Source organism: Micromonospora sp. NPDC007271, assembly GCF_040634005.1.
Classification (GTDB): domain Bacteria; phylum Actinomycetota; class Actinomycetes; order Mycobacteriales; family Micromonosporaceae; genus Micromonospora.
The window spans coordinates 1-25,253 of the sequence record NZ_JBEYER010000006.1 but is presented as its reverse complement, the minus strand read 5'-3'; the positions used below and the strand labels follow the sequence as shown (position 1 = coordinate 25,253).

Genomic DNA, 25,253 nt, shown 5'->3' with positions numbered 1-25,253 from the left:
GGGTACCGTTTGTCCCATGCAGCTCACCTGTCCCAAGTGTCATGGAGACATGCGCCAGTACGAGCGCAGCGGAGTAGTCATCGACCAGTGCGGCGAGTGCCGGGGCATCTTCCTCGACCGCGGCGAACTCGAGAAGCTGTTCGAGGCCGAGGCGAACTGGAACCAGCAGCACACCCCGCCGCAGGCCGCACCCGCCGCAGGCGGCTACACCCCGCCGCCGCCCCCGCCGCCCACCGCCGCCCCGCACCAGCCCGGGTACGGCGCCGTCCCGCCGCCCCCTCCGCCGCCGCCCGGCCACGGCTACGCGCAGCCCGCGTACGGCCACGGGGGGCACTACGGCTACCACGGCCACTACAAGCGCAAGAAGCGCCACGGCTTCCTCGGCGAACTCTTCGACTGACAGTGAGGATGTAGGGGTGGGGTCACCCGGTTGGGTGTGACTCTCCGACTGACCGACGGTGCTGTCCTGCTGCGGATTCGTCGATTCGGCCGGGTGACCCCGTTCCTGCACGTCACTGGCAGAGGCTTCCCGCTGACTCGCTGCCGACGGCTCGCGGCGGGACGAGTCAGACGATGGCCATGTCGACGAAGCGGGACAGGTGCAGCTGGGCCGCGACCGTCACCGTGTCGGTCGGACCATTTCTGTGTTTAGCGACAATGAAGTCCGCTTCTCCGGCCCGCGGCGACTCCTTGTCGTAGTAGTCGTCGCGGTGCAAAAGAATGACGACGTCGGCATCCTGTTCAATTGAGCCTGATTCGCGCAAATCGGACAATTGTGGCCGCTTGTCGGTGCGCTGCTCGGGGCCGCGGTTCAGCTGACTCACCGCGATCACCGGGCACTCGACCTCCTTGGCCAGCAGCTTAAGGCCACGGGACAGGTCGGCGACCTCCTGCTGCCGGCTCTCGGTGCGCTTCGGTGAGGTCATCAGCTGGAGGTAGTCGACCACGATCAGCTTGAGGTCGTGCTTCTGCTTGAGCCGCCGCGCCTTGGCCCGGATCTCCATCAGGTTCATGCTCGGCGTGTCGTCGACGAAGAGGGGCGCCTCGCTGATCTCGCCCATGCAGCGGGCCAGCTTGGTCCAGTCGTCGTCGGAGAGCTGGCCGCTGCGCAGCACGTGCAGCGGTACGCGGGCCTCGGCCGAGAGCAGCCGCATGACGATCTCGACCTTGCTCATTTCCAGCGAGAAGATCGCCGACGCCTGGTTGGAGCGAATGGCCGCATTTCGGGCAAAGTCCATGCTCGCCGTGCTGTTGTGCGTCGGGATCATGGACCGGCCGGCCAGGTAGAGGTGGTCGGGGTTGTCGACCGTCACGCAGCGCACCGGAACGCTGGCCACCGGCCGGACGTCCACGATGAACCGGGAGGTGGTCCGGGCGTCCGAAGACGTCCGGCGCCGCTCCGCGTGCGCCGCACGCTTGCGTGCGAGCCGGAAGACCGGGTCCGGCGTGGAGAAGTTCAAGGTATAGGCGGTGGACGAATCCTCGGTCCGCCCCCGTACCCGCTCTTCGCTGATCGTGCAGCGGTAGCCCAGGCTGACCACCAGCTCCCGGACGCCCTCGATGAGGCGCTTGGAGGTGGACGTGTACTGGAGGTTCCCCGCCGGGGCGACCGTGCCGTCGGTGTCCATCAGGCCGGCGAGCAATGCTCGACGCTGCGCCTCCGAGGCTCGTAGGTACTCCTGCGGGATGTGCTTCTCTTGCGCCACGCCGGCTTGCCGGAGCAGCGCCAGGAAGGAACCGCTCCGGTCGTGGCACTCAGCGCACCGGCGAGTCGAGGCGTTCTCGCGCCGGGCTCGGGTGGAGCAGCCGCAGTCGACACAGGTCCGGTCAGGGTTGGCGGCGGGAGCGAGCGGCACGATGGTGTAGACCATCGGCCCGCTGGGGCGTACCACAAAACCGTCCTGCGCGACCAGATCGACCACATCGGCGTCGGCCGTCGTGAAGCGACTCGCCCCGGTGTGCCCGTCGCCGAGCCACACCCCGAGGGTGTACGGCGGAACAACCAGGTCCCGCTCGGGGAGTTGGAGTGGCGCGCAGTTCTCCACCGCGTGGTTCAGCCGGCGGTCCGCCGTTTCGGTGCGCAGGGTTGCCGCGATCTGCGCGGTCGTCACCACACCGTCGTGGCGCGCCCGGGCACCGCTGTTGACGTGCCGCTCGCCCCGCTCGCGGAGGCCGGCCAGGAGAGCGCCGGCCGGATAGCCGGGAGCATGCGCGAGCGTGACCAGGCGGTGCGGGTCCGCTCCGGCCGTCGCCGCAGCCGCCCGCACCGTGGCCAGCGAGGCCTCGGACCAGTAGTGGCGCAGGCGCGCCTCCGGCTGCCGCCGGCTGGCCCGGGTGGTCGTCTTCCACAGGTGCTCGGCGTCCGCCACGATGACCGAGCCGTCAGAGAACTCGACCTCGTAGCAGGGTCGGTCGTACATCACATCGAAGACGGCCGTGATGGTGGTCGGTGTGCCGTCCGCCGCGAGCAGCTTGTCCCCGACCGCCACCTCGCCCATGACGGTCCAACCCTCGGGGGTGGGCAGCGGGGTGTCGAGCGCCAGGGCCTTCCCCAAACCCGGCCGGCCCGCCACGATGATGAGTTGCCCCGGGTGCAGGCCGTTCAACAGCCGGTCGAGGTCGCTGAAGCCGGTCGGTACCCCGGTCATCACGCCGCCCTGGGCGCCCACCGCCTCGATCTCGTCGAGCGTCGGCTGGAGCATGTCGGCGAGGACGGCGAAGTCCTCGCTGACCCGCTTCTCGGTCACCTCGTAGACGGCCTGTTGGGCGAGGTCGACGATGTCGTCGACATCCCGGCTGCCGCCCTGGCCGGTGCCGTACCCGAGCTGAACGATCCTGGTGCCCGCCTCGACCAGCCGGCGCAGCACGGCCCGCTCGCCGACGATGCGCGCGTAGTAGGCGGCGTTGGCGGCGGTCGGCACGCTGGCAATCAGCGTGTGCAGGTAGGGCGCGCCGCCGATCCGGGCCAGGTCGCCGGAGTCGGCGAGGGCGGCCGCCACGGTGATCGGGTCGGCCGGCTCGCCGCGGCCGTAGATGTCGAGGATCGCGTCGAAGATGGTGGCGTGCACCGGGCGGTAGAAGTCGTTGGACTTCAGGATCTCCACGACATCGGCGATGGCGTCCTTGGAGAGCAGCATGCCGCCGAGGACGCACTGCTCCGCGGCCACGTCCTGGGGTGGGGTCTTCTCGAACTGCGCGTCCCGCTGCGCCGGCGCGGGCGGTTGTCCACCGGTCCGCTCCGCACGCGTATCGTCGGTGACCGACACGGGTCCCCCCTCGCTGCGTCGGATCGAATCCAGCTCCACCGCCGGCTCTGACAGCTCCGACGACCCTCCGGTCGGTCGGGGGCCACCGCCCGGACGGTCGGGGGACACGATACGGAACCCGAGCTCAGGCTCTCAACAATGCCGGTGGACGAGCCTCGGGACAACCTGTGGACGCCGGGGGACAGACATGTGTGCAGGATGTGCACAGGGGTGTGGACAAGCGGTGGGGATTCCTGTTCCATGCGGCTCTGGCCTGCGGTTATGTAATCCCCACCCTGTGGACGACAGATTCCGGGTCAAGTCCGCCCCCGGCCGCCATCTGGTCCGAGCGGCGACACCTCGACAGCGGGCGCTCCGGCCGTGAGACACCGGGACTGGCGAGCGGAGAGCTCAGTTCGCTCGAACGTCAGCCGACCGGCCCGTCACGCTCCCGAGCCCCGGTCGGCGGAGCCGGTACCCACGCCTTCGCGTCGCTGATCGCGGGCGCACCCCGGTTCGGGCTGGCGCTGAGCAGTCTGGTCGTCGCGATGGTGCTGCCGGGGGCCGGGACGACCTGGCGCTCGGCGACGTGGCGCTGGCGGCGGCCGTGGTCCAGGGTGCCCACTCGACGGTGGCGATCAGCGCGGTGACCGGCCAGCCGATCGGCTGATCGGCGACGGCTCCGGGTCGTGGCGCGGCGTCAGGCCGGCGGGCATGCCGAAGGGCCCGCACCGGGAGTCCGGTGCGGGCCCTTTGGTCGTTGTCGGGTGTCAGCCCTGGACGACGTTGAGGTTGAACTTGGCGCTCACCTCGGGGTGCAGCTTGATGGTCACCGGGTAGGAGCCGATCGACTTGATGTGACCGGGCAGCTCCAGCCGGCGGCGGTCCAGAGCCGGACCGCCGGCCGCCTTGACGGCCTCGACGACCTCGGCCGGGGTGACCGAGCCGAAGAGGCGGCCGCCGTCGCCGGCACGCGCCTTCAGGTTGACCTTCAGGCCTTCAATCTGGGCCTTGACCTCGTTGGCGTGGCCGAGGTCGCGGATCTCCCGGGCCGCGCGGGCCCGCTTGATGACCGTGACCTGCTTCTCCGCACCCTTGGTCCAGGCGATCGCGAAGCCCTGCGGCAGCAGGTAGTTACGGCCGTAGCCGTTCTTCACCTCGACGATGTCGCCCGGGGCACCGAGGCCGGACACCTCCTGAGTCAGGATGATCTTCATGTCGGTGCCTCCTCTCAGCGGGTCGTGGCCGTATACGGCAGGAGCGCCATCTCGCGGGCGTTCTTGACCGCACGGGCGATCTGCCGCTGCTGCTGCGAGGTCACGCCGGTCACCCGCCGAGCGCGGATCTTGCCGCGGTCGGAGATGAACTTGCGCAGCAGCGCGGTGTCCTTGTAATCGATGTAGGTGATCCCGTCCTTGTCGAGCGGGTTCACCTTCTTCTTCGGCTTGCGAAGTGCCGCAGCCTTGGCCATTGCTCTTGCTCCTGGTTTGCGATCGCGGGCGCTCGGCGCCATTAGAACGGGGGCTCCTCGTCGAAGTTTCCGCCCGAACCACCGCGCGAGGGAGCCGGGGCAGCCGAGGCCCAGGGGTCGTCGAAGTTGCCTCCGCCGCCCTGGCCACCACCACCACCACCGAAGCCGCCACCGCCGCCGCCCGAGCGGGACATCTTCTGCACCTTCGCCGTGGCGTAGCGCAGGGACGGGCCGATCTCGTCGACCTCCAGCTCGATGACGGTGCGCTTCTCACCCTCGCGGGTCTCGTACGACCGCTGACGCAGCCGGCCGGACACGATCACCCGGGCGCCGCGCTGCAGCGACTCGGCGACGTTCTCGGCGGCCTGCCGCCAGACCGTGCACGAGAGGAACAGCGGCTCGCCGTCCTTCCACTCGCCGGACGCCTTGTCCATGAAGCGGGGCGTCGAGGCGACCCGGAACTTGGCGACCGCCGCCCCGGAGGGGGTGAACCGCAACTCGGGGTCATCGGTCAGGTTGCCGATGACCGTGATGGTGGTGTCTCCTGCCATGACCATCTCCTCGCGCACTCATCTCTGTGCCCTACAGGCTCTCAGAGCCCTCCGACAGCGTCGATGAGGCTTGATCCGGACGTGCCGGGTCTAGATGCTCAGCGCATCTCCGGGCGGATGACCTTGGTGCGCAGCACCGACTCGTTGAGTCGGAGCTGACGGTCCAGCTCAGCCACGGCCTCCGGCGACGCCTGGAGGTCGATGACGGCGTAGATGCCCTCGGCCTTCTTGTTGATCTCGTACGCGAGGCGCCGGCGGCCCCACACGTCGGTCTTCTCCACCGAGCCACCCGCGGTCCGGATCACGTTCAGGTACGTGTCGAGCGACGGGGCGACGGTGCGCTCCTCGAGGCTGGGGTCGAGGATCACCATGACTTCGTAATGACGCAAGACGTGCTCACCTCCTGTGGGCTAAGCGGCCACGGTCCTTCCGTGGCAGGAGGTCGTGCGTCGCGTCCGTGACCGGCAGCGGGGGGACCCGGCCGGGCGCGGACAACCGGACCAGGATACCCGGTCCGGACGATCATGCCCGGGCCGGTCGTGCGCGGTGCCCGGACGCGGTGACAGGGGCCCACCTCCGGGTGCGAGCACCGGAAGTGGACCCCTGTCCACGGGGCCGCGGGGCGTCCCGTCCGCATTCCTTGGGTGGGACCTGGGGAGGAACGACCACACCGATGAGGTTGGATCGAGGACGCCCCGCGGAGCTCTATCGTGTTGTCACGTGCTCTGACCATACAACCGCTCTCGTCACCTGTAGGGGGAATTGGAATAATTTGCCCGCTATCCTGCTGTCAGCCGGTCAGGTGTGACGAGTCGGATCCCGCCCCGTCGTGCCGGGCCGCACGGCGGGGCGCCCCGTTCCGGGGGTCTTCCCTGCATCCGGACGCCTGTGGAGACTGCGCTCGGGTGCAGCGTCGACCGTCGATCCCACCTCGGTCAACGACCACCGGACCGACTGGTGACGCGGATGCCGGCGGCACCGACGCCCACCATCCACGCCCTCGTGGTCACCCCGCTCGTCGGAGGGGCGACGTAGGCTGCCCAGCATGCGAATCGGAGCCCACGTCGATCCGACCGACCCGCTGGCCGAGGCGGCCGCCCGGGACGCCGAGGCCGTGCAGTTCTTCCTCTCCGATCCCCAGGGGTGGAAGGCCCCGAAGCCGCGGGAGGACGCCGAGCGGCTGCGCGCGGCCGACGTCGACCTCTACGTGCACGCGCCGTACGTCATCAACGTGGCCACGCTGAACAACCGGATCCGCATCCCCAGCCGCAAGCTGCTCGTCGGCCACGCGGTCGCCGCGGCGGCCGTCGGGGCCAAGGGGCTGATCGTGCACGGCGGCCACGTCAACGCGGGCGACGACGTCGCCGCCGGCTTCGACAACTGGCGCAAGACCTTCGCGTACGCGGCGGAGTCCGGTGGATTCCCGCTTCCGGTGCTGATCGAGAACACCGCCGGCGGCGACAACGCCTGCGCCCGGCACCTCGACGCGCTGGCCCGACTCTGGGACGCGCTCGGCGACTACGAGGTGGGCTTCTGCCTCGACACGTGCCACGCGCACGCCGGGGGTGAGGAGCTGCTGGGCCTGGTGGACCGGGTCAAGGCGATCACCGGCCGGATCGACCTGATCCACGCGAACAACTCCAAGGGCGCCTTCAACTCGGGGCAGGACCGGCACGACAACCTCGACGGCGGGACCATCGACCCGGAGCTGGTGGTGGCGGTGATCCGGGCGGCCGGCGCGCCGGTCATCGTGGAGACACCGGGCGGGGTCGAGGGCCAGGCGGCGGACATCGCCTTCCTGCGCCGGCAGTTGGGTACCGGGACGCCGGCGGCATGACGACCGAGCAGTCCGACGGCACCCGGCCGGCCGAGCGGTCCGCCGACGGCGACGGGCAGCCGCCCACCGGCGGGAACGGAGTCGCCGAGGCGGCGCAGGGTGCGCCCTCGTCGGGCCGGATCGGCCCGACCGGCAGTGCCCCGGCCCGGACGACCGACCCAGACGGCCCCGACCAGGCCGCCGCCGACCGATCCGGCCTCGACACGGGCGCGGGCGCCACCAGGATCGACCCGGGCGACACCGGTGCTGCCGGCGAGCCAGGGAAGAACGGCCGGGCCGGCGAGCCCGGGAAGACGGGCCGGGCCGGCGAGCCCGGGAAGACGGGCCAGGGCGGCAAGCCCGGGAAGACGGGCCAGGGCGGCAAGGCGGCCGGGCCGGCTGCGGCCACGAAGGACGGCCCGGGCGACACCGACCCGCCCAGCGAGCCGACCGTGGCCACGAAGACCGGCCGGGACGGCGACGCCGATGGGCACGGAAAGCCCGACGAGGGCAAGGACACGACCGCCGGTGCCGGAGAGAAGGACACCGCAGCCGAGGGCAAGGAGCCGGCCGACCGCTGGTCCGCCTTCGGCCCCGCCCCGGAACCCGTGCTCACCCGGCCGCGCCGGGCGCTCCGCGCGGTGGGCCGGTTCCTGATCCACGAGTGGACGCTGGCCACCGTCGCCTCCCTGGTGCTGGCCGTCCTGATGACCTGGCCCACCCTGCGTTACCCGCGCTACACGCTGCCGCAGGACTACTGGGACCCAAGCCTGCAGTCCTGGCAGATGGCCTGGTCCGGGCACGTTCTGCTGACCGACCCCGCGCAGCTCTGGCACTCGAACACGTTCTTCCCCGACCGGTGGAGCTTCGCCTTCTCCGACACCCTGCTCGGGTACGCCCCGGCCGGCATGCTCGGTCACGGCCCCGAGGCCGCCCTGCTGCGCTACAACATCATGTTCGTGCTGGCGCACGCGCTCGCCACGCTCGGGGCGTACGCGCTGGCGCGGCAACTCGGCGCGGGGCGGATCGGCGCGGCGGTGACCGGCGTCGCCTACACGTACGCCCCCTGGATCCTGGCCCAGGCCGGGCACCTGCACATCATCTCCAACGGCGGCATCCCGCTGGCGCTGGCGATGCTCGCCCGCGGCCACGGTTGGTCCCTCCGGTACGGCTACCGGCCCCGGCGCCGGCACGCCGGCTGGGCGTTCGCCGGCTGGCTGGTGGCGGCGTGGCAGCTCAGCCTCGGCTTCGGCATCGGGCTGCCGTTCGCGTACCTGCTGGCCGGCGTCGTGCTGGTCTCCGCCGTCGTCTGGTTCGCCCGGCGCTGGGTGGTGCGCCCGGTGAAGCGGCCGTTCGGTGGCCGGCTGCTCCTCGCCGACGTGCTCGGCGGCGTCGTCTTCGCCGCGGTGGGCGCGCTGCTCGCGGTGCCGTACTTCAAGGTCGCGGAGCTGCACCCGAACGCGGCGCGGTCGCTCGCCGAGATCGACCTCTACTCGCCGCCGGCCAGCGGGTTCCTCACCGCCCCGGCAGAGTCGCGGATCTGGGGCCCGTTGCACGAGGGGGCCCGCAGCGTGCTGCCCTGGCACCCGGAGATGACGCTGCTGCCGGGCTTCGTGCTCTACGCCCTGGCGGCCGGCGGGCTGTTCTTCTCGGTCTGGCGGGTACGCCACCGGATCTTCCTGCTCGCCGGGGTGCTGGTGGCGATGGCCCTGGCCATGGGCACCAGGCTCTTCGACGGCCGGTTCACCTACGTACCGCTCTTCGACCACCTCCCGGGCTGGAACGGGCTGCGCACCCCGGGTCGGATGATGCTCTGGGCCACCCTGCTGCTCGGCCTGCTCGCCGCCGGTGCGGTCACCGCGTTCTGCGCCCGCGTACGCGAGTTCGCCGCCGAGCGGGTCCCGCCGTGGCCCGGTCCCTGGCTGCGGCTGGCCACCCTGCTGCCGCTGCTCCTGGTCGTCGTGGAGGGGCTGAACACCACGCCGCACCCGGTGGTGCCGCAGCAGCCTCCGGTGATGCGCGCGGTCGAGGGCCCGATGCTGGTCCTGCCCAGCAGCCAGGCCCTGGACCAGCCGTTGATGCTCTGGTCGACCAGCCGGTTCCAGCCGATGGTCAACGGCGGCAGCGGCTTCACTCCGAAGGGTCAGGCCCGGGCACGCGACGTCAGCGTCGGCTTCCCCGACCAGACCAGCGTCGACCACCTGCGCCAGATCGGCGTGAAGACCGTGGTCGTGCTGCCCGGCCAACTCGGCGGCACGCCGTGGGAGGGGCTCCTCGACCGCCCGGTCGACGGGCTGGGCATCACCCGCGAGGAGGTCGACGGCGCGGTGGTCTACCGGCTCTGAACCGCCGGGCACCGGTCGCGGTCCGGGCACCCCGAATCACCCGACCAGGGCTGCTGGCCGAGGCACGGGCATCGGCTGGCCCGACGATCTGGTGGACCGGTCGGTACTGGCCGGCCCGCCGGCCCGGACGGCGGCAGATGGCCGTCCGGGCCGGCGTCCCCGGCAACAGCGCCACGTCCCGCTCAGGTCGAGGCGGGCACCTCGGCGCGCAACTGTTTCGCCCGCCTGGGGAACCAGGGGGCGTCCGGTGCACCGTCCAGCACTCCGCCGTCCGGGTCGTCCGCGTACGTGGCGCGGACCCCGTCCCGCTCGGGCCGGAGGATGTCCCGGATCACGAAGCCGCAGAGCACCGCCACGGTGATCAGCCGCAGGCTGGCCGCCAGCACGAACACGCCCTCGGGGAAGACCGGCCGGCTGGTGGCCGAGCCGAGCAGTTCGCCGTAGAAGGCGACGAAGTAGCAGACTTCGGCGATCTGCCAGGCCAGGAAGGCTCCCCAGCGCGGCCGGGCGAGCACGGCCAGCGGCAGCAGCCAGAGCACGAACTGCTGGGACCAGACCTTGCTGAAGATCAGGAAGGCGGCGACCACCAGGAAGCCGAGCTGCGCGAGCCGCGGCCGGCGCGGAGCGAGCAGCCCCAGCGCGGCCACGCCGAGGCACGCCAGCCCGAAGAGCAGGTACGACACCCAGTTGAGGGTGGGGATGTTGGCGCTGAGCCACTCGAACGGCCCCAGCTCGCCCGGCTTGGACGGGCTCACCTTGCCGTCGAGATAGCGGCCGATGTACCAGAAGGTGCCCCAGTCGATCGCCCGGGTGCTGTTGAGGTCGAAGAAGCGGTTCCAGCTGTCTCGGTACGGGATCGCCACCGGCAGATTGACCACGACCAGCGCCACCAGGCCCGCGCCGGTGGCGGTGAGCGCGGCGCGCAGCCGGCCGGCCCGCAGCCCGAGCACCAGGATCGGGCCGAGCAGGAACAGCGGCCACATCTTCGCCGCCCCGGCCAGGCCGAGCAGCACGCCGGCGATGGCGGGGCGGCGTCGTGCCCAGGCCAGCAGCCCGAAGGCGGCCAGCCCGACGGCGAGCAGGTCCCAGTTGACGGTGGCGGTGAGCAGCAGGGCCGGTGCGAGCGCGAACATCGCCGCGTCCCACGGTCGTCGGCGGCGCAGGTTGAGGATGACCGCGACGGTGGCGACGGCGAGTGCGCTGAGCACCAGCGCGTTCAGGTTGTAGAACCACTGGCCCTGGTTGATGCCGGGGTTGTCCACGCCGAGGGCGTGCACCGGCAGGCCGAGGACACCCATGAAGTAGCCGGTCAGCACCGGGTACTCCACCGGGTGGTCGGCGTAGGGCACCTTGCCCTCGTTGAGCCCTTCGGCGTAGTAGAGCGCCAGCACGTCGGTGTAGCACATCCGGGTGTACTGGATGTTGTTCTGCCAGGCACCGTCCTGGCAGGGCGACTTCTGCACCCAGTGCAGCGCAAGCGTCAGGCAGACCAGCGCCAGCACGATCCGGGCGGCGGTCCAGAAGCGGCCCTCCCGGTGCACCGGCCGGTCCACGGCGACCGCGTGGTCGCCGAGCGGGCCACCGATCAACTCGGAGGCGCCTCGGACGAAGCCATCCGACCGGGACGGATGGTCGATGGGCCCATTGTCGTCGATGCCTGCCGTCGACTGGATGCTCATGGAAAGGCATCCTGCCCTATCTCGGACCCGCCGACGAGAACTGACGGCAGCGGACGTCGGCGTCCCAGCGGAGTCCGCAAGATCCATTGCGCTGGTGGCGACAGACAACCCGGATCCAATCCCCCGACCACCCTGCTTCACCGTGGCCTCGGCCTGTGGCGCGGCGCTGCCCTTCAGGATGTCGACTCACCGGCCCTGCGGGCCGAGGCGATTCACCGGGCGCTGACCGAGACGACGCAGGCGCTCGAGGTGCTCAGCAGCGCCATAGCGAACCGCTGACGGCCCGGGTAAAGCCGACGGCGGCCGGACCAGTGGTCCGGCCGCCGTCGTCAGGCCCTGCCGTCAGTACGCCTGATCTGGTGGTGTGCTGGGCAGGAGGCCACCACCGCGACCGCCGCCGCCCGGGCCCCACGGGAAGCCGCCGTTGCCGTTGCCGTTGTTGCCGCCGGTGTTGCCTCCGTTGTTGTCGCCGTTGCCGTTGTTGTCACCGCACGGGAAGAGGCCGAGCGGGTCGCACTGCTGCTCGGTCGGCGGCGCGGGCGGCGGGTCGCCGTTGCCGCCGTCGTCCTTGCCGATGTGCGCGGCGGGCGGGAAGTCCATCTTCTCCTTGCCCTGGAGCGCGTCGTTCATGAACCGTTGGAAGATGGCACCGGGCATCCGGGCACCACTGATGTCCGTCTTGCCGTCCTTCATCAGGATCGCCTTGCGGGCACCCTTGTTGCCGACCCAGACGGCCGTGGCGAGTTGCGGCGTGTAGCCGATCATCCAGGCGTCGCCGTTGTGTGAACTGCCGTCGCCCAGTTCCCAGGTACCGGTCTTCTCCGCTGCCTTGCGGCCACCTGCGAGCTTGCGGTTCACCTGGCCCGGGTACTTCTCGAGCACCGAGGTCACGTCGGCGACGACGTTCTTCGGGATCCGCTGCACCGAGTTCAGCTTGTGGCTACCCACCAGGTCCCACTTACCGGTGCTGAGGTTCTGCTTCTCGACCTTCTTGATGAAGTGCGCCTTGTTGTAGACGCCCTGGTTGGCGAAGGTGGCAACGCCGTTGGCGTGGTCGAGCACCGTGATCGGGTACTGGCCGTAGCCCACCGGGTAGTAGAACGGGTCCGGCGCCACCTCCGACGCCTTCATCTTGGTGAGGTCGTACTCCTTGGCCGGATCGGTGTCGATCCGCCACATCATCGTGACGCCCGCGCGCTTCGCCATGTCGACGACCTTGTCGGCGCCGATCTTCTCGGTGACGTGCCAGAACGGCACGTTCAGCGAGAGCAGCGTCGACTTCTCCAGCGTGCAGGAATCGCCGCAGGACGGGTTGTCCGTGCCCGCGTTGCTGATCGGATTCTTGAAGCCCTCCGGCTTGAAGGCCTTGCCCTTCCAGCGCGACTCGATGGAATGGTCGGCAGCGAGCGCCGCCGCCAGGGTGTAGATCTTGAAGCTCGAACCCGGGGAGTGGCCGCCGGTGATGATCCCGTTCTCGTAGTTCTTGCCGGCGTAGTCGTGGAAGGTGCCGTTGTCACCGCCGTAGTAGGCGCGCACCTCACCGTTTCTCGGGTCGATCGCCACCACGGCGGCCATCAGGTTGTCGCGCTGGCCGTAGAGCTCGGAGCCCTTCTTGGCCCGCTGGGCCGCGTCGAGCGCCGCTTTCTGCATCTTGGTGTCGATGGTGGTGGTGACCCGGTATCCGCCCCGGCTCAGCGCCTTCGAGCAGAGCGGCTTGTTCGGCGTCGCCTCGGCGTCGTTGTCGGTGCAGAGATTCATCTCGCGCATCTCCTGCACCACGTAATTGACCACGTTGCCGTAGGGCGTGTCGAGACCGAAGCCCCCGGCGTTGCCCTTGGGGCTGAGCGCCTTGATGTTCTTCGGGTACTCGGTGGGGTGCTGAGGCTTGCCGGGCGCGTCGAGCCACCCTTCGGTGATCATGCCCCGGATCACGTAGTTCCACCGGTCCAGCGCGTCCTGCGCGTTGGTCGCCGGATCATAGCCCTTGTGGCCCGTGGACCTGTCCAGCTCGGGCTGCTTGATCAGCGCGGCGAGCACCGCGCCCTCGGCCACGGTCAGGTCCTTGCTGTCCTTGCCGAAGTACGTCCGCGCCGCCGCCTGGATGCCGTACGCACCCCGGCCGAAGTAGATCACGTTCAGGTAGTGCTGCATGATCTCCGGCTTGCTGTACCGGTCGTTCAGCTTGGAGGCGAAGATCGCCTCCTTCACCTTGCGCGCGTACGTGTCCTGGTCGAGGTTCTCGAAGGCGTTGCGGGCGTACTGCTGGGTGATGGTCGAGGCGCCCTGCTTGCCGCCGCCGGTGAGGTTGTTCCAGGCGGCCCGGGCGATGCCCTTGTAGTCCACGCCGGAGTGCCGGTAGAAGTTCCGGTCCTCCGCCGCGGCCACCGCGTGCTGCACGTGCTCGGGGATGTCCTTGATGGTGACGAACTGGCGGTTCTCTTCACCGACCTTGGCGATGGTCTGCTTGTCGGCCGAGAGAATCGTGGTGGACAGTGGTGGCACGGTGTCCTCGGGCAGGACCACGTTCGTGGAGTAGTAGGTGAAGCCGACCACGCCGATGCCGGCGAGCATGATGAAGACGGCGAAGCCGGCGATCAGGATGTTGATCCGGCGCCGCTTCTTCGCCCGGGCCCGCGCGGCGGGGTCGTCACCACGGCCACCACGGCCACCACGGCCACCACGACCACCCCGGCCGGGGCCGCCCGGGCCACCCGGTCCGCCGGGACCGCCGGGACCGCCGCCGGCCCCGCCTACGCCGGCCCGGGCCACCGCGGCCCGCCCACCGACGGCCGCCGAGCCGACGCCCGCCCGCCCGGCCGCACCCGCGCTGGCCGCGGCCCGCCCCGCCGGAGCGCCCGGAGACACCGGCACCGAGGCCCGGCCGGCGCCCGCGCGGCCGGAGGCGCTACCGGGCGCCGGCGACACCGGCACCGAAGCCCGTCCCGCGCCGGCCCGGCCCACCGAGGCCGCACCCGACGCACCGTGCGGTGTCGGGGCCGCACCGCCGACCGAGGCGCGCCCGCCGGACGCGGGGCCCCGGGGCGTCACCGAGGCACGGGCCGACGCACCGCCTGCCGCCCCGGATGACCAGCCGTTCCCGTGCGGGCCTCCGCCGCGGTCGGGGTCGCCGTTCGGGCCCGGGACCTGGGCCCGCCCATGCGAAGAACTGGGATCGCCGTAGTTCATTCCTCACACCCTGCCGGTCGCGGTGGGGCGCGGGGGCGCCGCCACCGGGTTGCCGTGAGCTGGGACACGAGACGCTACCCGCCGGGCATGCCGGGGCGTAGCCGTCGAATCCGACCCAATCGGACCTATCAGACTGAACAACTGTCCGTCGTCCCGCCCGGGCGTCAGCCGGGGGTCGACCGGTACAGCCAGATTCACCGTTGCGCCTCTCGCCTTCGACGAGTGGCGGAGCTGCCCGGCGCGGACAAGCCGCTCGCCGCCTCCTGCTCCGACCCGTCTTCCACGCCACCGGCCAGCCCGTCCCGGCCGAGCAGGTACTGCTCGACGAGATGGTTCCAGTCGCAGCCGGGGCAGACCTCGACCACGAAGACCTGAAACTCACGCAGCGTCATCGCCAGGACCGACAACTCGGCCCGGGTACGCGCCTGGCCGGCGGACTGCTTGAGTTCGTCGCCGTAAATGTAGTGGACATGCACGAGGTGCTCGACACGGCAGATCGGGCAGCGCTCCTCGGTGGGTTCGCCGTGGAAGCGGGCCGCGTTCTTCAGGTACGGAGAGGCGTCGCAGACGTCGTACCTGCCCACCCGGGCGGCGAGAAGATCACGCAGCACCGCTCGCTTCTGAAGCGAGTAGTCGACGACCTGGCGCTGCGTACGCATGCGGCAAAGGGTACGCGGTCCGGCCGGACGAGGCGACCACCGTCACGATCCGTGACGACAAAACCGCGTAGCCGAAGGTTTGCCCTGATCATGGGTCTCCGCTAACGTGCGATGTATCGGTCCGATACATCGCGGCGGTTACGCCTCCGCGCCGGGGGTAAGAAGGGGTGGCCCATGCTCGAGCTCGCCATCCTGGGCCTCCTGCAGGAGGCTCCGATGCACGGCTACGAGCTGCGCAAGGAGTTGGCCGCCAAACTCGGGGCCATCCGGGCGGCGATCAGCTACGGCTCGCTCTACCCGACTTTGCGCCGACTGCAGGCGGCAGGGTGGATCAGCGAAGCCGCCGAGACACCCGCGACCGCCGAGGAGGTCCCCGCGCTGACCAGCCGACGCGGTCGGGTGGTCTACACCATTACGGCGGAGGGCAAGGAACGCTTCGCCCAACTGATAGCGCAGGCTGGGCCCGAGACGTACGACGACACGGGCTTCGGCGTGCACTTCGCGTTCTTTGCCCGGACCGACCAGGCCACCCGGCTCCGGATCCTGGAAGGTCGCCGCCGGAAGATCGAGGAACGTCGCGAAGGCCTGCGCGACGTGCTCGGCCGGGCGGCCGAGCGTCTCGACGCGTACACCCTGGAACTGCAACGCCACGGGCTCGAGGCCTGTGAGCGCGAGGTCCGCTGGCTGGAGGAGCTCATCGCCAACGAGCGCTCCGGCCGAGCCCCGACGGTCCCGCAACCCGGGACGGCCGGCGGCCGACGAGATAACGACAGCCCGCCCCCGCCTGGAGAGTCCAGGAAAGAGCGGCCGTGATGAAAAAGAAGGAGGCAGACGCTATGGGCTCCGTCCGCGTCGCCATCGTCGGCGTAGGTAACTGCGCCTCGTCCCTCGTGCAGGGCGTGGAGTACTACCGCAACGCCGACCCGACCGACCGCGTCCCGGGTCTCATGCACGTCACCTTCGGCGACTACCACGTCTCCGACGTGAAGTTCGTCGCGGCGTTCGACGTGGACGCCAAGAAGGTGGGCATGGACCTCGCCGAGGCGATCGTCGCCAGCGAGAACAACACCATCAAGCTGTGCGACGTGCCGCCGACCGGCGTCACCGTGCAGCGTGGCCCGACCTTCGACGGTCTCGGCCAGTACTACCGCGAGATCATCGAAGAGTCGGACGCCGAGCCGGTCGACGTGGCCCAGGCGCTGCGCGACGCGCAGGTCGACGTGGTCGTCTCCTACCTCCCGGTGGGCTCCGAGCAGGCCGACAAGTTCTACGCCCAGGCCGCGATCGACGCCGGCTGCGCGTTCGTGAACGCCCTGCCGGTCTTCATCGCCTCCGACCCGGAGTGGGCGAAGAAGTTCGAGGACGCCGGCCTGCCGATCGTCGGCGACGACATCAAGAGCCAGGTGGGTGCCACCATCGTGCACCGTGCCCTGGCCAAGCTCTTCGAGGACCGCGGGGTCGAGCTGCTGCGCACGTACCAGCTCAACTTCGGCGGCAACATGGACTTCATGAACATGCTGGAGCGCAACCGCCTGGTCTCGAAGAAGATCTCGAAGACCCAGTCGGTGACCTCCCAGATCCCGCACGAGATGCAGAAGAGCGACGTGCACATCGGCCCGTCGGACCACGTGCCGTGGCTCGACGACCGCAAGTGGGCCTACATCCGCCTGGAGGGCCGCTCCTTCGGTGACGCCCCGCTCAACGCCGAGCTCAAGCTCGAGGTGTGGGACTCGCCGAACTCGGCCGGTGTCATCATCGACGCCGTCCGCGCCGCGAAGATCGCGCTGGACCGGAAGATCGGTGGCCCGATCCTCTCGGCCTCCTCGTACTTCATGAAGTCGCCGCCGGAGCAGTACGCCGACCACGACGCGCACGCCGCCGTCGAGGCGTTCATCGCCGGCGAGATCGAGCGCTGACGCGCTGCACCACCGCACGGTCGAGGGCCGGGTCCGCACGGACCCGGCCCTCGCTCAACGGCCGGGTGACCAGGCCCGTTCCAGGGCCACCCGGGCCTCCAGTTCCAGCAGCGTCACCTTGCGCGGCAGCCCGCCGCCGAATCCGACCAGCTTGCCGCCCGCTCCGACGATGCGGTGGCAGGGCACGATCACCGGCACCGGGTTCCGGTTGCAGGCCACCCCGACCGCCCGGGCCGCTCCTGGATCGCCGACCGCCTTCGCCACCTCGCCGTAGGTCTTCGTCTCCCCGTACGGGATGAGGGTCATCTCGCGCCAGACCGCGCGCTCGAAGTCCGACCCCCGGCTCGTCATCACCGGCACGGTGAACTCGGTCAGCTCCCCGGCGAAGTACGCGCGCAGCTCGGCCAGTGCGCGGGCGGCCACCTCGTCGCCGGGGCGGTCGGTCGCCGACTCCACCCGGCCGAAGTGCGCCCCGCGGACGGCCTCACCGTCGGTGGCCACGGAAAACTCCCCGATCGGCGAATCGAGCACGCTCCAACGCATGGGTCGATTGTCCCGCCTGAGGCGCGGGCCGCCACCGGCCGGGGCAGGGCAGCGTGACCCCGGCGGAGGACGGCTCCGCCGGCACGCGCTCTCAGTTGCCGTCAGGGGCCACGAGCATGCCGACGGATCCGCACGTCTCAGCCGCGTTCTTGAACTGCTGGCCGTCGACAACGTAGACGAGCTTTCCCCACTCAGGTGAGGGGGAAGCGGTGCTTCCGGGGGAAGGGCTCGCCTGGACGCGCTGCACGCACGCGTAGAGGTAGGTCGGGGCGTCGTCGCTGAAGATCCGGCGCCACGATCTACGACACGCATCGACCGAGGTCTCGCCCTGCCTGGCCGTGGAGTCGCCCATCCGGTGCAGTCCCTGCGTGGCGCACACGAACGCCTCCCGGTTCGCGGGCTGCGCCTCAGGTGGCGCGGTAGGCGCGTGATAACCGCCGATCGCTGCGGTGGCGCCGCCGGCGAACAAGGCGGACACCGCAACCAAACCCACGATGCCCACCGCCTTCTTCCGGGGCCGCCGCTGCGGCTGTCGCGGCGTGTCGAGGATCCGAGCCAGCAGCACTGTTCCCTGTTCGCTTGCCGTGAAGCTCACCCGCGCGCTGGGCCGGGCCCGCCTGATGAGTTCCTCGGTCCCGCTGTCGTGCCACTTCACCGCAGCCCCCTCGAGTACGCCGGCAAGATGCCCGTGGCCGGCAGCTTCGGCTCGACCAACCGCCCATAGACCTGCTCGAACCGGCGGCGTGCCCGGTGCAGCCGAACGGCGAACGTCGCCGCGGTGCAGCCCAACACCTTCGCCGACTCGCTGCCACTGAAGTCGTACCAGTAACGCAGCAGCAGCACTTCGCGGTCGCTCTCGGGCAGCGCCGCCAGGGCCGTGAGCACGTCAGCCCGTTCGGCGGTGGCCGGACCGACGTGCCGGCTGTCGCTGGTTTCGATCTGCGAATGCAGGCGGACCTGCAATGCCGCCTGCCCCGCGCGGCTGCGCCAGTGCTGCAGCAGGAGCCGCCGCGCGACCCCGAACAACCACGGCCGTTCCTGGCCAGGCTTGATCGTCTCCAAGCGCCGCCACGCCACGACGAACACCTCGGCCACGAGATCTTGAGCATCCTCCGCGCCCAGCCGATCACTGGCGTATGCGAAGACGGCGTCCCCGTGTCGACGAAACAGATCGGCCAGGCGCTGGCCATCCGCGGTCGTGCGCTGAGCGTCCGGCACCGAACCTCCAGGTGGTGGTCTCACGCCCATACTTGTCGCCGCGCCGTCAGATCCTTACCGCCGACGGCAGATTTCGCGCAGCCGGCGACTTGCCCGGCATCGATATCGTGCGGGTCGTGGCCACCGGAACGCTCATTTTCCTGATCATCGGCGGGGTCGGGGCCGGCGTGCTGGCACTCGCCCTGCTCGGCGCTGAGCTGTTCACCTTCGGCCACCCGGACGTCGACGGTCCGGTGTCGCTGGAGGCGGTCGCCGGGTTCATCGGGGCGTTCGGCTTCGGCGCCGCCATCGTCAACGAGCTGCTCGGCGGGCGTACCCCCGGGATGATCGCGGCGGCGCTGGCCGGCGGCGCGCTCGCCGCCGTGCCCACCGGCTGGCTGGCGGCCCGGCTCAGCCGCGCGGCGCGGAACATGCGCACGGACGCCACGCCGACCCGGGACCATCTGGTCGGCGCGATCGGCCTGGTGGTGACCCCCATCCCCGCCAGCGGCTACGGCGAGGTCCGGGTACGCCTCGCCGGCCAGCCGGTCAAGCTCAACGCCCGCGCCGACCAGCCGATCCCGGTCGGCGCTCGGATCTTCGTGGTCGAGGCACTCAGCGAAACCAGCGTGCACGTCGAAACCTACTGATTCCCCAGCAGAGACGGAACTGCCATGCCCCTGCTCGTCGCCATCGGCGGCGCGGTCCTCCTCGCCGTCCTTTTCATCCTCTTCGTGCTCTCCCGGATCAAGGTGGCCGGCCCGAACGAGGCGTTCATCGTCACCGGCCGCAAGGGCCGGACCACCCAGACCGCCGACGGCGGGCGTTCCACCGACATGTCCGGGCAGAAGGTCGTGCTCGGCGCGTCGGTCTTCGTCCTGCCGGTGGTGCAGAAGCTCCAGTCCCTCGACCTGTCCAGCCGCCGGATCGACGTCGGCATCAAGGGCGCGGTGAGCAAGCAGGGCATCCGTACCGACCTGCACGGCGTCGCGATCGTCAAGGTGGGCGGGACCGAGGACGCGATCCGCGCCGCCGCCCAGCGCTTCCTGCACCAGCAGGACGAGATCGACAACTTCACCCGGGAGGTGCTGGCCGGCGCGCTGCGCTCGATCGTCGGGCGGCTCACCGTCGAGGAGGTCATCCGGGATCGCGCGGCGTTCGCCAGCGCGGTGGCCGAGGAGGCCGAGCACTCGATGACCAACCAGGGCCTGGTGCTGGACGCCTTCCAGCTCCAGGACATCCTGGCCGAGGGGTCGTACCTGCAGGACCTGGGCCGGCCGGAGGCGGCCCGGGTGCTCAAGGACGCCGCCATCGCCGAGGCCCGGGCCCGCCAGCAGGCCGAGCAGGAGCGGCTGCTCGCCGAGGAGGCGATCGCCGAGGCGAACCGGAACCTGGCCCTCAAGCAGGCCGCCATCCAGGCCGAGATCGACGCGGCGAAGGCGAAGTCGGCGGCGGCCGGGCCGCTCGCCCAGGCCGAGCGGGACCAGGCGATCCTCTCCGAGCAGCAGAAGGTCGCCGAGCGCAACGCCGAACTGAAGCAGCGCCAGCTCGACACCGAGGTGCGCAAGCCGGCCGACGCGGCCCGCTACAAGGTCGAGCAGGAGGCCGAGGCGGCCCGCAACGCCGCGGTGCTCAACGCCGACGCGCAGCGGCAGGCCACCATCGCCGCCGCGCAGGCCGCCGCCGAGCAGGCCCGGCTCACCGGTGAGGGCGAGCGGGCCCGCCGGGCCGCGCTGGCCGAGGCGAACGCGATCGAGGGTGCCAAGGAGGGTGAGGCGGAGCAGCGCCGGCGCTCCGCGATCGCCGAGGCGGTCGAGCGCGAGGGCCAGGCCGAGGCCGCGGCCATCCTGGCCAAGGGGCAGGCCGAGGCCGACGCGATGGCCCGCAAGGCCGAGGCGTTCGCCGCGTACGGCGAGGCCGCCGTGCTGGACCTGCTCGTCAAGGTACTCCCGCAGGTGGTCGAGGCGGCCAGCGCGCCGATCGGTGCGATCGACAAGATGACGGTCATCTCCACCGACGGCGCGTCGTCGCTGACCAAGTCGGTGGCGGGCAACGTTGCCCAGGGTCTTCAGCTCGGCAGCGACCTGACCGGCATCGACCTGGCCGGGCTGCTCGCCAAGCTGGGCAGCGCGCACACCAACGGGAAGACCACGGTGGACGGCAGCGCCGTCGAGCACTGAGCACGACCGGAACGACGGCGCCCGCCGGACCCCCTGGTCAGGGGACTCCGGCGGGCGCCGTCGTGCTCGGGGCTAGAGGACGGCGACGACGAACTTCTCGCCGACGCCGAGACCCAGGGTCTGGCTGTTCCAGTTGATGGTCCGGCTGGCGATCAGCTGGCTGGTGCCGGTGCCACCGGCGGTGACCGCCTTCCCGTTGGCGTACGCCCGCAGGTAGATCGAGCCGTCGGCGTTGTAGTCCAGGAAGTCGAACTTCTCCCAGGCGCCGATGGCCGTCGCGCGGGCGATCAGCGGCTTGGCACCCGCGCTCTCCGCGGTCACGTACTTGCCGTTGATCAGCGCCCGCAGGCTGAAGAAGCCCTTGCCGACGTTGACGATCTCGAACTTCTCCCAGGCGCCGACGGTCGCGGCCCGGGCGATCAGCGGCTTGCTGCCCCCGCTCTCCGCCGTCACGTACTTGCCGTTGGCCGACGACCTGATGCCGACCACCGGCGCCGGTGCCTCGAAGTCGAACTTCTCGGCCGTACCGATGGTGGTCTTGCTGGCGATCAGCGGCGAGGTGGCGCTCGGCGCCGTGACGTACCGGCCGTTGATGTTCGCCTTCAGGCTCACCGTGCCGTCGGTGTTGTTGACGACCTGGAACTTCTCCCAGGCACCGATCGACGCGGCCCGGGCGATCAGCGGCTTGCTGCCCGCGCTCTCCGCCGTCACGTACTTGCCGTTGGCCCTCGCCCGCAGCCCGACGAGGCCGCCGCCCGCGTCGACGACGTCGTACTTCTCCCACGGCCCGAGGGCGGAACCGCGGGCGACCAGCGGCTTGGTGCCCCCGCTCTCCGCGGTCGCGAACTTGCCGTTGACCCGCGCCTTGAGGCCGTACGAGCTGCGGGCGGGCTGGACCGGGCCGACGTGCAGAAGCCGGTCCATCGATCCCATCGGGTCGTGCACCGCGCCGGCGATGCCGGTGGTGACGATGCTGTCGCGCACCTGCTGCGGCGCCCAGGTCGGGTTCGCTTCGAGCAGCAGCGCGGCGGCGCCCGCCACGTGCGGGGCGGCCATCGAGGTGCCGCTCATCACGGCCGTCCGGCCGCCCGGCACGGTGGAGACGACACCGACGCCGGGGGCGAAGGTGTCCAGGCAGCGGCCGTAGTTGGAGAACCAGGCCCGGAAGTCCACCTGGTCGGTCGCGCCGACGGTGATGGCCGCCGGCACGCTGGCCGGCGAGAAGTTGCATGCGTCCTGCCCGTCGTTGCCGGCCGCGACCGCGTACGTGACGCCGGCGGCGATCGAACGGGCGACCGCGTCGTTGACCGCCTTGTCGATCTCGGAAACGCCGAGGCTCATGTTCGCCACGGCAGGCTTGGCCGCGTTCGCGGTGACCCAGTCGATGCCGGCGACGACCTGCTCGCTGTTGCCACCGCCCGCGCAGTCCAGCACCCGCACGGCGACGAGCTGCACGTCCTTGGCGACGCCGTGTTTCGTGCCGCCGACCGTGCCGGCCACGTGGGTGCCGTGGCCGTTGCAGTCCTGGGCCACCGTGTCGTTCTCGACGAAGTCGTAGCCGTTGGCGGCCCGCCCGCCGAAGTCCGGGTGGGCGACGTCGATGCCGGTGTCCAGGACGTAGACGGCGACCCCGGCCCCGGTGGTCGGGTAGTTGTAGCGACCGTCGGTCCTGGCCGTCGTCTGGTCGATCCGGTCCAGGCCCCAGGGTGGGGTGGTCTGGGTGCCGGTGGCCCGGTAGCGCCGGACCTGCTCGACGTAGGCCACGTCGGGATCGGCCGCCAGTCGCTCCGCCTGCCGCCGGCTCATGCTCGCGGAGTAGCCGTTGAGGGCCGTGGTGAAGACCCGGCGGACCGAGCCGCCGTGCGCGTCGGCCAGCGCCGACACGTTGGCCCGCACCTTGCCGGGGCTGGCCTTGCGGTCCTTCAGCACGACGATGTACCGGTCGGGTACGGCGTCGGCGCTGTCGGCGCCCCGGACCTGCGCCCGGGGCGGGTCGGCCGGATCGGCCAGCGCGGTGCCGCCGGTGGCGGCACAGAAGATGGATGTCGCGGAGGCGAGGGCGACCCCCGCCAGCGCGGAGCGGCGCAGTGCGCCAGGACGTATCACTGAGCAGTTCTCCCCGTGTTCCGGCGACCGTCCGGATCGGACGGGCGGACGAGTGATCAGCGCCGCCTCAGCTCGGACGAACGAGAGACTGGCGACGGTCGCATCATCATCCATGACGATCACCGCCCGGGGCGTCAACCGTTCGGTCGATACGCCGGCGTGTCGTCGTACGCCCGTGCCGGACGCGCCGAGCTCAGCCGAGAACGCCCTGCTCCCGGGCCCAGCGCAGCAGTTCCGCCTCGGCCTCGTCGCGGTCCAGCGGGCCGCGCTCCAGCCGCAGCTCCTTGAGGTGCTGCCAGGCCTTCCCCACCACCGGGCCCGGCGGTACGCCGAGCAGCTCCATGATCGCGTTGCCGTCCAGGTCGGGGCGGACCCGCGCCAGGTCCTCCTCGGCGGCGATCCGGACGATCCGCTCCTCCAGCGCGTCGTAGTCGGCCGCGAGCTGGGCCGCCTTGCGTCGGTTGCGGGTGGTGACGTCCGACCGGGTCAGCTTGTGCAGGCGGGACAGCAGGTCACCGGCATCGGTGACGTACCGGCGCACCGCCGAGTCGGTCCACTCGCCCCGGCCGTACCCGTAGAAGCGCAGGTGCAGCGCGACCAGCTTGACCACCTGGCCGATGACGTCCTTCGGGTAGCGCAGGGCCTTCATCCGGGCCTTGGTGAGCCGGGCGCCGACCACCTCGTGGTGGTGGAAGCTGACCCGGCCGTCCGGGCCGACCGCCTTGGTGGCCGGCTTGCCGACGTCGTGCATCAGCGCGGCCATCCGGAGCACGAAGTCGCAGCCGTCCGCTTCCAACGACATCGCGTTGCTGACCACGGTCAGGGTGTGCTCGTAGACGTCCTTGTGCTGGGCGTGCTCGTCGATCTCCAGCTTGAGCCCGGTCAGCTCGGGAAGGAAACGCTCGGCCAACCCGGTGTCGACCAGCAACCGCAGCCCGGTGATCGGGTCCGCGCCGCAGAGCAGTTTGGTGAACTCGTCGCGGATCCGCTCGGCGGTGATCCGGTCCAGGTCGGCGGCCATCCGGGTCATCGCCTCGCGGACGTCCGGGTGGACCGTGAACCGCAGCTGGGCGGCGAACCGGGCGGCGCGCAGCATCCGCAGCGGGTCGTCACCGAAGGACTCCCGGGGCGTACCCGGGGTACGGATGACCTTGGCGGCCAGGTCGGCCAGGCCCCCGTACGGATCGGTGAACCGGTGGTCGGGGACGCTGACCGCCATCGCGTTGACGGTGAAGTCGCGACGCCTGAGGTCGTCGGTCAGGTTGGTCCCGTACTCGACGATCGGGTTCCGGCTGACCTGGTCGTACGCCTCGGCGCGGAAGGTGGTGATCTCCAGCCGGAGCCCGCCGCGCTGGCAGCCGATGGTGCCGAACTCCCGGCCGGTCTCCCAGATCGACTCCGCCCAGCCCCGAACGATCTTGATCGTCTGATCCGGATGAGCGTCGGTGCAGAAGTCGAGGTCCTCACCGAGACGGCCGAGCAGCGCGTCGCGTACCGAGCCGCCCACCAGGTGGAGTTCGTGACCGGCCTGTGCGAACCGCCGGCCGAGTTCGTCGGCGACCGGCGAGACGCGGAGCAGTTCGGCGACCGCGGTACGTTGCGCGGCGGTCAGCTCGCGGCGGTCGGCGGCGTGGGAGGCGGAGGCGTCGGACATGGGACGGCCAGCCTATCGGGCGGGGGCGGGATCTACTGCGCCGGGCATGGGTAAGCGGTCGAGGTTGACTAAGGTCGTGGGCGTGCGGGCCCCGAGGTCCGGCTCCGACGTACCCCTTGGAGGCTGGAGATGAGCGGCGGGCTCTACCGCAGCGCGAACGCGCACGCCGGCGGCCAGCCGCCGGACGACGGTGCCGTCTTCATCTCGGCCGAGCCGCTGAACCAGCCGGGCGTCGAGGCCACCGCCCCGCCGCAGGAGGTGGTCGCGGAGACCAGCGCCGCGGCGAACAGCGCGGTGATGGCGATCGGCAGCCTGGTCAGCCGGGGTACGGGCTTCATCCGCAACCTGATGATCGGCGCCGCCCTCGGCAACGCGGTCAGCAACGTCTACACCACCGCCCAGTTCCTGCCCAACCAGGTGTACGAGTTCCTGCTCGGCGGCGTGCTCACCAGCGTGCTGATCCCGGTGCTGGTCCGGCGCCGCAAAATCGATCCGGACCGGGGCGAGGCGTACGCGCAGCGGCTGCTGACCCTGGCGGTGCTCACACTGGCCGCCGCCGCACTGCTGGCGGTGGTCTCGGCGCCGGTGCTCACCGCGATCTACGCCGCCGGCAAGGACGCCGCATACAAGGAGCTGGTCAACGACCTGTCCTACCTGATGCTGCCGATGCTGTTCTTCACCGGGGTGAGCGCACTGATCGCAGCC

General features: G+C 70.9%; 22 protein-coding genes. 8 read left to right on the top strand and 14 right to left on the bottom strand.

What is annotated here, in order from left to right; all coding sequences use genetic code 11:
• Positions 1-16: 16 nt before the first annotated feature.
• Positions 17-400, top strand: a complete 384-nt coding sequence (locus tag ABZ570_RS03970) for a zf-TFIIB domain-containing protein (RefSeq protein WP_358056512.1) — start codon at positions 17-19, stop codon at positions 398-400.
• Between the two features lie 166 nt (positions 401-566).
• On the opposite strand, the gene dnaB is transcribed toward ABZ570_RS03970, so the two are convergent.
• The 6 genes from dnaB to rpsF all read right to left on the bottom strand — a co-directional run bounded on the left by dnaB (position 567) and on the right by rpsF (position 5,656).
• Positions 567-3,266 carry a replicative DNA helicase gene (dnaB, locus tag ABZ570_RS03965; RefSeq protein ID WP_358056510.1) on the bottom strand — a complete coding sequence of 900 codons (2,700 nt, stop codon included), beginning with the start codon at positions 3,264-3,266 and terminating at the stop codon, positions 567-569.
• A 406-nt stretch (positions 3,267-3,672) separates the two neighbouring features.
• A complete protein-coding gene (locus tag ABZ570_RS03960; RefSeq protein ID WP_358056508.1) occupies positions 3,673-3,870 on the bottom strand; it encodes a hypothetical protein in 198 nt (65 codons plus the stop codon).
• A gap of 145 nt (positions 3,871-4,015) precedes the next feature.
• On the bottom strand, positions 4,016-4,462 hold the full coding sequence (gene rplI, locus ABZ570_RS03955; protein WP_358056506.1) for a 50S ribosomal protein L9: 447 nt from the start codon (positions 4,460-4,462) through the stop codon (positions 4,016-4,018).
• 14 nt (positions 4,463-4,476) lie between these two features.
• A complete protein-coding gene (rpsR, locus tag ABZ570_RS03950; protein WP_013289355.1) occupies positions 4,477-4,716 on the bottom strand; it encodes a 30S ribosomal protein S18 in 240 nt (79 codons plus the stop codon).
• Between the two features lie 41 nt (positions 4,717-4,757).
• The gene (locus tag ABZ570_RS03945) at positions 4,758-5,285 is read right to left on the bottom strand and encodes a single-stranded DNA-binding protein (RefSeq protein ID WP_358056504.1); all 528 of its coding nucleotides are present in this window, start codon (positions 5,283-5,285) and stop codon (positions 4,758-4,760) included.
• A gap of 80 nt (positions 5,286-5,365) precedes the next feature.
• Positions 5,366-5,656, bottom strand: coding sequence for a 30S ribosomal protein S6 (gene rpsF / locus ABZ570_RS03940; RefSeq protein WP_046563719.1), 291 nt, complete (start codon positions 5,654-5,656; stop codon positions 5,366-5,368).
• Between the two features lie 656 nt (positions 5,657-6,312).
• Between rpsF and ABZ570_RS03935 the strand changes: the two genes are divergently transcribed.
• Together ABZ570_RS03935 and ABZ570_RS03930 are read left to right on the top strand one after the other, a co-directional pair.
• Positions 6,313-7,104, top strand: coding sequence for a deoxyribonuclease IV (locus ABZ570_RS03935; RefSeq protein WP_358056502.1), 792 nt, complete (start codon positions 6,313-6,315; stop codon positions 7,102-7,104).
• A complete protein-coding gene (locus ABZ570_RS03930) occupies positions 7,101-9,428 on the top strand; it encodes a hypothetical protein (RefSeq protein ID WP_358056500.1) in 2,328 nt (775 codons plus the stop codon). The genes ABZ570_RS03935 and ABZ570_RS03930 overlap by 4 nt, the downstream gene beginning before the upstream one ends.
• Before the next feature lie 182 nt (positions 9,429-9,610).
• Here ABZ570_RS03930 and ABZ570_RS03925 read toward each other — a convergent pair whose 3' ends face one another.
• The 3 genes from ABZ570_RS03925 to ABZ570_RS03915 form a co-directional block, all read right to left on the bottom strand.
• Entirely contained in the window at positions 9,611-11,107 is a 1,497-nt protein-coding gene (locus ABZ570_RS03925; protein ID WP_358056498.1) for a glycosyltransferase 87 family protein, read from the bottom strand.
• Between the two features lie 342 nt (positions 11,108-11,449).
• Positions 11,450-14,293, bottom strand: a complete 2,844-nt coding sequence (locus ABZ570_RS03920; protein WP_358056496.1) for a transglycosylase domain-containing protein — start codon at positions 14,291-14,293, stop codon at positions 11,450-11,452.
• Between the two features lie 194 nt (positions 14,294-14,487).
• The gene (locus ABZ570_RS03915) at positions 14,488-14,952 is read right to left on the bottom strand and encodes a DUF5318 domain-containing protein (protein WP_358056494.1); all 465 of its coding nucleotides are present in this window, start codon (positions 14,950-14,952) and stop codon (positions 14,488-14,490) included.
• A 174-nt stretch (positions 14,953-15,126) separates the two neighbouring features.
• On the opposite strand from ABZ570_RS03915, the gene ABZ570_RS03910 reads away from it, so the two are divergent.
• Positions 15,127-15,765, top strand: coding sequence for a PadR family transcriptional regulator (locus ABZ570_RS03910; protein WP_358056492.1), 639 nt, complete (start codon positions 15,127-15,129; stop codon positions 15,763-15,765).
• A 23-nt stretch (positions 15,766-15,788) separates the two neighbouring features.
• Positions 15,789-16,868, top strand: coding sequence for an inositol-3-phosphate synthase (locus ABZ570_RS03905; RefSeq protein WP_358056490.1), 1,080 nt, complete (start codon positions 15,789-15,791; stop codon positions 16,866-16,868).
• 54 nt (positions 16,869-16,922) lie between these two features.
• Here the strand turns inward: ABZ570_RS03905 and ABZ570_RS03900 are convergent, their stop codons facing one another.
• From ABZ570_RS03900 to ABZ570_RS03890, 3 genes are all read right to left on the bottom strand, one after another.
• Positions 16,923-17,411, bottom strand: coding sequence for a methylated-DNA--[protein]-cysteine S-methyltransferase (locus ABZ570_RS03900; protein ID WP_358056488.1), 489 nt, complete (start codon positions 17,409-17,411; stop codon positions 16,923-16,925).
• Between the two features lie 91 nt (positions 17,412-17,502).
• Positions 17,503-18,066 (bottom strand): hypothetical protein, encoded by a 564-nt coding sequence (locus ABZ570_RS03895; RefSeq protein ID WP_358056486.1) that lies wholly within the window; start codon positions 18,064-18,066, stop codon positions 17,503-17,505.
• Positions 18,063-18,629, bottom strand: coding sequence for a sigma-70 family RNA polymerase sigma factor (locus ABZ570_RS03890; RefSeq protein ID WP_358056484.1), 567 nt, complete (start codon positions 18,627-18,629; stop codon positions 18,063-18,065). Before ABZ570_RS03890 ends, ABZ570_RS03895 begins: the two co-directional genes overlap by 4 nt.
• 107 nt (positions 18,630-18,736) lie before the next feature.
• Between ABZ570_RS03890 and ABZ570_RS03885 the strand changes: the two genes are divergently transcribed.
• Positions 18,737-19,258: a hypothetical protein gene (locus ABZ570_RS03885; protein WP_358056665.1), complete on the top strand. Its 522-nt coding sequence runs from the start codon at positions 18,737-18,739 to the stop codon at positions 19,256-19,258.
• Between the two features lie 24 nt (positions 19,259-19,282).
• Entirely contained in the window at positions 19,283-20,788 is a 1,506-nt protein-coding gene (locus tag ABZ570_RS03880; protein WP_358056482.1) for an SPFH domain-containing protein, read from the top strand.
• 72 nt (positions 20,789-20,860) lie between these two features.
• On the opposite strand, the gene ABZ570_RS03875 is transcribed toward ABZ570_RS03880, so the two are convergent.
• A complete protein-coding gene (locus ABZ570_RS03875; RefSeq protein WP_358056480.1) occupies positions 20,861-22,894 on the bottom strand; it encodes a S8 family serine peptidase in 2,034 nt (677 codons plus the stop codon).
• Between the two features lie 193 nt (positions 22,895-23,087).
• Complete coding sequence (locus ABZ570_RS03870) at positions 23,088-24,548, bottom strand: CCA tRNA nucleotidyltransferase (RefSeq protein ID WP_358056478.1); 1,461 nt, start codon at positions 24,546-24,548, stop codon at positions 23,088-23,090.
• A gap of 129 nt (positions 24,549-24,677) precedes the next feature.
• Here ABZ570_RS03870 and ABZ570_RS03865 point away from each other — a divergent pair.
• Positions 24,678-25,253, top strand: a 576-nt coding sequence (locus ABZ570_RS03865) for a lipid II flippase MurJ (protein WP_358056476.1), incomplete at its 3' end; no start/stop codon positions are given.

Excerpts from the sequence above, each read along its gene's own strand:
- ABZ570_RS03970 (WP_358056512.1), top strand. The coding sequence starts at position 17 with ATGCAGCTCACCTGTCCCAAGTGTCATGGAGACATGCGCCAGTACGAG.
- rplI (WP_358056506.1), bottom strand. The coding sequence starts at position 4,462 with ATGAAGATCATCCTGACTCAGGAGGTGTCCGGCCTCGGTGCCCCGGGC.
- rpsR (WP_013289355.1), bottom strand. The coding sequence starts at position 4,716 with ATGGCCAAGGCTGCGGCACTTCGCAAGCCGAAGAAGAAGGTGAACCCG.
- ABZ570_RS03935 (WP_358056502.1), top strand. The coding sequence starts at position 6,313 with ATGCGAATCGGAGCCCACGTCGATCCGACCGACCCGCTGGCCGAGGCG.
- ABZ570_RS03930 (WP_358056500.1), top strand. The coding sequence starts at position 7,101 with ATGACGACCGAGCAGTCCGACGGCACCCGGCCGGCCGAGCGGTCCGCC.
- ABZ570_RS03925 (WP_358056498.1), bottom strand. The coding sequence starts at position 11,107 with ATGAGCATCCAGTCGACGGCAGGCATCGACGACAATGGGCCCATCGAC.
- ABZ570_RS03920 (WP_358056496.1), bottom strand. The coding sequence starts at position 14,293 with ATGAACTACGGCGATCCCAGTTCTTCGCATGGGCGGGCCCAGGTCCCG.
- ABZ570_RS03915 (WP_358056494.1), bottom strand. The coding sequence starts at position 14,952 with ATGCGTACGCAGCGCCAGGTCGTCGACTACTCGCTTCAGAAGCGAGCG.
- ABZ570_RS03910 (WP_358056492.1), top strand. The coding sequence starts at position 15,127 with ATGCTCGAGCTCGCCATCCTGGGCCTCCTGCAGGAGGCTCCGATGCAC.
- ABZ570_RS03905 (WP_358056490.1), top strand. The coding sequence starts at position 15,789 with ATGGGCTCCGTCCGCGTCGCCATCGTCGGCGTAGGTAACTGCGCCTCG.
- ABZ570_RS03900 (WP_358056488.1), bottom strand. The coding sequence starts at position 17,411 with ATGCGTTGGAGCGTGCTCGATTCGCCGATCGGGGAGTTTTCCGTGGCC.
- ABZ570_RS03880 (WP_358056482.1), top strand. The coding sequence starts at position 19,283 with ATGCCCCTGCTCGTCGCCATCGGCGGCGCGGTCCTCCTCGCCGTCCTT.
- ABZ570_RS03870 (WP_358056478.1), bottom strand. The coding sequence starts at position 24,548 with ATGTCCGACGCCTCCGCCTCCCACGCCGCCGACCGCCGCGAGCTGACC.